5 protein-coding genes and 1 pseudogene are annotated in these 4,443 nt (G+C 69.2%); all 6 read right to left on the bottom strand.

Features of this window, described 5'->3' with window-relative positions; translation table 11 throughout:
• Window positions 1-826: TRM11 family methyltransferase (locus tag ACRDUX_RS00965; RefSeq protein ID WP_526410141.1), on the bottom strand; the 826-nt coding region annotated here is incomplete at its 3' end.
• The gene (locus tag ACRDUX_RS00970) at window positions 784-1,770 is read right to left on the bottom strand and encodes a class I SAM-dependent methyltransferase (protein WP_526410135.1); all 987 of its coding nucleotides are present in this window, start codon (window positions 1,768-1,770) and stop codon (window positions 784-786) included. The genes ACRDUX_RS00970 and ACRDUX_RS00965, both read right to left, overlap by 43 nt.
• Window positions 1,771-1,852: 82 nt before the next feature.
• Window positions 1,853-2,494 (bottom strand): enoyl-CoA hydratase, encoded by a 642-nt coding sequence (locus ACRDUX_RS00975; RefSeq protein ID WP_526410137.1) that lies wholly within the window; start codon window positions 2,492-2,494, stop codon window positions 1,853-1,855.
• Window positions 2,494-3,303: an NUDIX hydrolase gene (locus ACRDUX_RS00980; protein WP_526410143.1), complete on the bottom strand. Its 810-nt coding sequence runs from the start codon at window positions 3,301-3,303 to the stop codon at window positions 2,494-2,496. Before ACRDUX_RS00980 ends, ACRDUX_RS00975 begins: the two co-directional genes overlap by 1 nt.
• A 47-nt stretch (window positions 3,304-3,350) precedes the next feature.
• Window positions 3,351-4,217 carry an ABC transporter ATP-binding protein gene (locus ACRDUX_RS00985; protein ID WP_526410139.1) on the bottom strand — a complete coding sequence of 289 codons (867 nt, stop codon included), beginning with the start codon at window positions 4,215-4,217 and terminating at the stop codon, window positions 3,351-3,353.
• Window positions 4,154-4,443 (bottom strand): annotated as a pseudogene (locus ACRDUX_RS00990) (membrane protein YczE); the annotation flags it as partial. The pseudogene ACRDUX_RS00990 and the gene ACRDUX_RS00985, both read right to left, overlap by 64 nt.

The following is a 4,443-nucleotide window of genomic DNA, read 5'->3' on the forward strand; positions in this document are numbered from 1 at the left end:
CGTCGGTGATCTCCTCGGCGCGGTCAAGGACGGTCGCCCGTCGGGTCACCGTCGGAGACGACAGCCCCGGTGACCACAGGCACGCTTCCCTGACGCCGCCCGCCAACGACGTCACCTCGATCTCTCCGTCGAAGCCGAGTCGCCTGACCTGATCGAAATCGATTCCGGGAGCGCACTTCACGACGAGGTCCCGGTCGGAGTACACCTCGAGCAACTCGTCGAGCGCGGGCGTGTAGTCGCGCGGGTGGAACCGTCGCCGACCCGCGCTGCGCCGCGCCGGATCGGCGATCACTGCGGTGTTCCGCGTGACGGGCCGAAGAGCGTCGGCCCGGCACAGCGCGACGCCGGCTCCGTCATTTGCCAGGTTGTGCCTCGCCATCACCAGGCGGACCTCGTCGAGGTCGCTGCCGACGACGTAGTCCGCTGAGTGTCGCAGAGCCGCGAGTTCGGTTCCGATGGAACAGGTCACGTCGTGCACGGCCCTGCCCGAGAGTCGGTCGGCGCGGTGCGCTGCCACCGCTGCGGCCGTAGCCTGCTCCAACGACTCCGCAGTGAAGAGCCAGCCCGAGGCGTCGACGAACTTGGCCGTGGCCCTGCGCCGCAGCAAGGTCGTCTCGATCAGTACGGGTGCGCGGTCGCCGAAGCGGCCACGCGCCGAGGCGATGTCGGAGATCCGGCTGGCGTCGCTCAGCGCCAAGCCCTCCAGGTCGGCCAGCGCATCCCGGCCCTCGGCACCGCTGAGGTACGCGACGTCGTCGAGAGTGAACCGCAGTCCGGCACCGTTCAGGACGGTTTGACCCCGGTGACCATCACGTTGTAAAACCAGCCCTTCGGGACGACGTGGCGCCAGACATTCGAATCCACCCAGCTCAGCGTCGTCCAACCGTTGAAGGCGAACTTCGCCCAGCCCCAACCCAACTTGCCTGCGGGAACGGTCGATTCGAACGTCCGGACCGGCCAGCCCAGCATCGCCGCCGTGAACTCCTCGCTGGAGGTCTGCACCTGCACGGCACCCGCGTTGGCGGCCATGCGCTCGAGGTCACCTGGATCGAAGGTGTGCAGATCGACGATCCACTCCAACGCGGCCGCGCGTGAGTTCTCGTCGAGTTCTTCCTGCGGCCGACGCCAGCTGGAAAGCCCTGGCAGCTTCATCGCGCGGACGGTCGTCTTCCAGGTCAGATCGGCCAGCGCGCGGGCATAGGTGTTGCCGACCTTGGTCGGTTCACCGGCGAACACGAAGCGCCCGCCGGGCTTGAGCACCCGGACCACTTCGCGCAACGACAGCTCGACGTCGGGGATGTGGTGCAGCACGGCGTGGCCGACGACCAGATCGAAGGTGTCGTCCTCGTACGGGATGCCCTCGGCGTCGGCGACTCTGCCGTCGACGTCCAACCCCAACGACAGGCCGTTGCGGGTGGCCACCTTGACCATGCCCGGCGACAGATCGGTGACCGAACCGCGCCGTGCCACCCCGGCCTGAATCAGGTTCAGCAGGAAGAACCCGGTGCCGCAACCCAGCTCGAGGGCGCGGTCGTAGGGCAACTCGCGCTGGACGTCGTCCGGCACGATCGCGTCGAACCGTCCGCGGGCGTAGTCGATGCAGCGCTGGTCATACGAGATCGACCACTTGTCGTCGTAGGACTCGGCCTCCCAGTCGTGGTAGAGCACCTGCGCCAACTTCGTGTCGTGGCGGGCGGCCTCGACCTCCTCCGCGGTGGCGTGCGGGTTCGGCGCCGGAGCCGCCCCGGGCTCTCGATCGGTACTCGTCATGTAGGGCAGCCTAATGGCCGGGGCTGGCGCGGTTCGAGCTAGCGGGTCCTACGGGCACGTCACATGCTCTTCGCGCACGCTCTCATCGCCAGAACGCGGCCTTGGCAGCCGCCAGGACCTGCGCGGGGACGCCCACGAAACGTTGGGCCCAGGCGACGGCCGAGTCGTACACGTGGTCGGGCGCGACCATCTCGTCGACCAGCCCCAACGCGAGTGCCTCCTCGGCCGCGGCGAACCGCCCGCTGAACGCCAACTCCCTGGCCTTGCTGTCCCCGATCGCGCGGGCCAGCCGCTTGGCCGCACCCTCGCTCGGCGCCAGCCCGTCGAGGATCTGTGTCACGCCCCACTTGACGTTGTCGCCACCGATGCGCCAGTCCGCGGCCAACGCGAGGGTGAGGCCGCTGCCGAGCGCGTAGCCGGTGACCGCGGCGACCGTCGGCTTGGGGATCGCTGCCACGGCGTCGACGGCGTGCTGGCACACCCGCCCGGCGACGACTAGGCCCTCGGCGTCGAGGGTGCGCAGCTCTGCCACGTCGTCCCCCGCGGAGAAGATCTCGTGGCCGCCGAACACGACGACGGCGGCGGCGTCCGTCCGCTCGCCGAGCTCCGCGGCGGTCGCGATGATCTCGCGGCACATCTGCCGGGTCAACATGTTCGTCGGTGGCCGTGACAACAGCAAGGTGCCGACGCCGTCGCTGACGTGTGCGCTGACGAACTCGTGCACTACGTCGATTCCCCGGTCGCTTCGCTCTTGCCCGCCGGACCGTAACCGTCTGGTCCACGCCGATTGCGCGCCTCGTTGTACCGCTCGCTGTTGAAGAACTCGATCTCCCAGTTGCCGGTCTTCTTGTCGGCGGCCAGATGGGGTTCGACCGCAACGATCTTGCGATCGACCGCGAGCACCTCGGCGACGGTGCGGCCGTTGAGCGAATCGAGTTGCGTCCAGGTCGGCGGCAGCAGGAACGACCGACCCTCGGCGAACTCGTCGAGGCCTGCCTGCGGCGTGCTCCAGAACGCCTGGTCGGTCTCGGTGTTCTCACCGTCGGCGCGCTGGCCCTCGGGTAGCGCACCGACGAAGAAGTAGGTGTCGTAGCGCCGGGTGCGTTCCTCCTTGGGTGTCACCCAGTTCGCCCAGGGCCGCAGCAGATCGGCTCGCAGCACCAGCTTCTCGGCGCGCAGGAAGTCGGCGAAGGACAGCGAGTGGTTGGCCAGCGCCGCCCGCTCCGCGGAGTACACCGAGGCGTCGTCGACAAGTAGATCGGCGTCGTCGGCAGGCCCCGCGAACAGCACGCCGGACTCCTCGAACGTCTCGCGTGCCGCGGCGCACACCAGTGCCTCGGCCAGATCGGTGTCGACGCCGAGTCGCTCGGCCCACCACGATGGCTCGGGGCCGAACCAGGCGATGTCGGCGTTCCTGTCGCGGTCGTCGACTCCGCCGCCGGGGAACACCATGACGCCGGCCACGAAGTCCATCGCCGAGTGCCGGCGCATGAGGAACACCTTGATCCCAGCGGCCGTGTCGCGGACGAGCATGACCGTGGCCGCCGGCCTCGGTGTCAGCGGTGCTTCGACCGGATCGGTCACGTGGCCCTCCTCCTGTGCGCCGCGCGGCTCCGGGTGCGACGCGCGAAGTAGCGCCCGTCGATGACGTCGAGGGCGATCGATTGTCCGAACGCCGTCGACAGATTCTCCGAGGTGAGCACGTCGGTCAGCAGCCCGGAGGCGACGACCTTGCCCTCGGAGAGCAGCAGGCAGTGGCTGAATCCCTGCGGGATCTCCTCGACGTGGTGAGTGACGAGCACGATCGCCGGGGCGTCCGGGTCGGCCGCCAGATCGGCCAGCCGGGCCACCAGTTCTTCGCGCCCGCCGAGGTCGAGGCCGGCGGCCGGTTCGTCGAGCAACAGCAGTTCGGGGTCGGTCATCAGCGAGCGGGCGATCAGGACCCGCTTGCGTTCCCCCTCCGACAGGGTGCCGTAGGTGCGTTCTGCAAGATGTTCTGCACCAAGGCTTTCCAGCATGTCGACGGCCTGCTCGTAGTCGACGTCGTCGTACTTCTCGCGCCAGCGACCCAGGACGGCGTAGCCGGCCGACACCACCAGATCGCGCACCACTTCGTCATCGGGAATCCGCTGACTCAGCGCCGACGAGCTCAGTCCCACCCGCGCCCGCAGCTCCGACATGTCGGTCCTGCCGAGGCGTTCGCCGAGCACGTACGCGGTCCCCGACGACGGGTGTTCCATGGCGGCGGCGATGCGCAGCAGCGACGTCTTCCCCGCGCCGTTCGGGCCGATGACGACCCAGCGTTCGTCGAGTTCCACCGCCCAGGTGACGGGTCCGACGAGGGTCTTGCCGCCCCGTCGCAGCGTGATCCTCGCGAAGTCGATCAGCAGGTCTGGGTCGACGGCATCGTCTCGGTCGTCACGATCGCTGGGGCCGGGGGCTGGCACTCGCCCATCGTAGTCAGGCGCGGTTCGGTGAACGCCCACCCGCTCGCCGCGAGCCACCGTGGCGGCGTCACCTTCAGAATCAGCTGCACCAGCGGGCCGATGCCGACCGCGTAGACGAGCGTGCCGACCCCGACGGTTCCGCCGAGCAGCCAACCGACCGTCAGCACACTCGCCTCGATCGACGTGCGCACCAGCCGGACGGACAGTCCGGTCCGCGCCACCAGGC

Origin of the sequence: Mycobacterium sp., assembly GCF_050701675.1 — a bacterium.
Taxonomy (GTDB): domain Bacteria; phylum Actinomycetota; class Actinomycetes; order Mycobacteriales; family Mycobacteriaceae; genus Mycobacterium.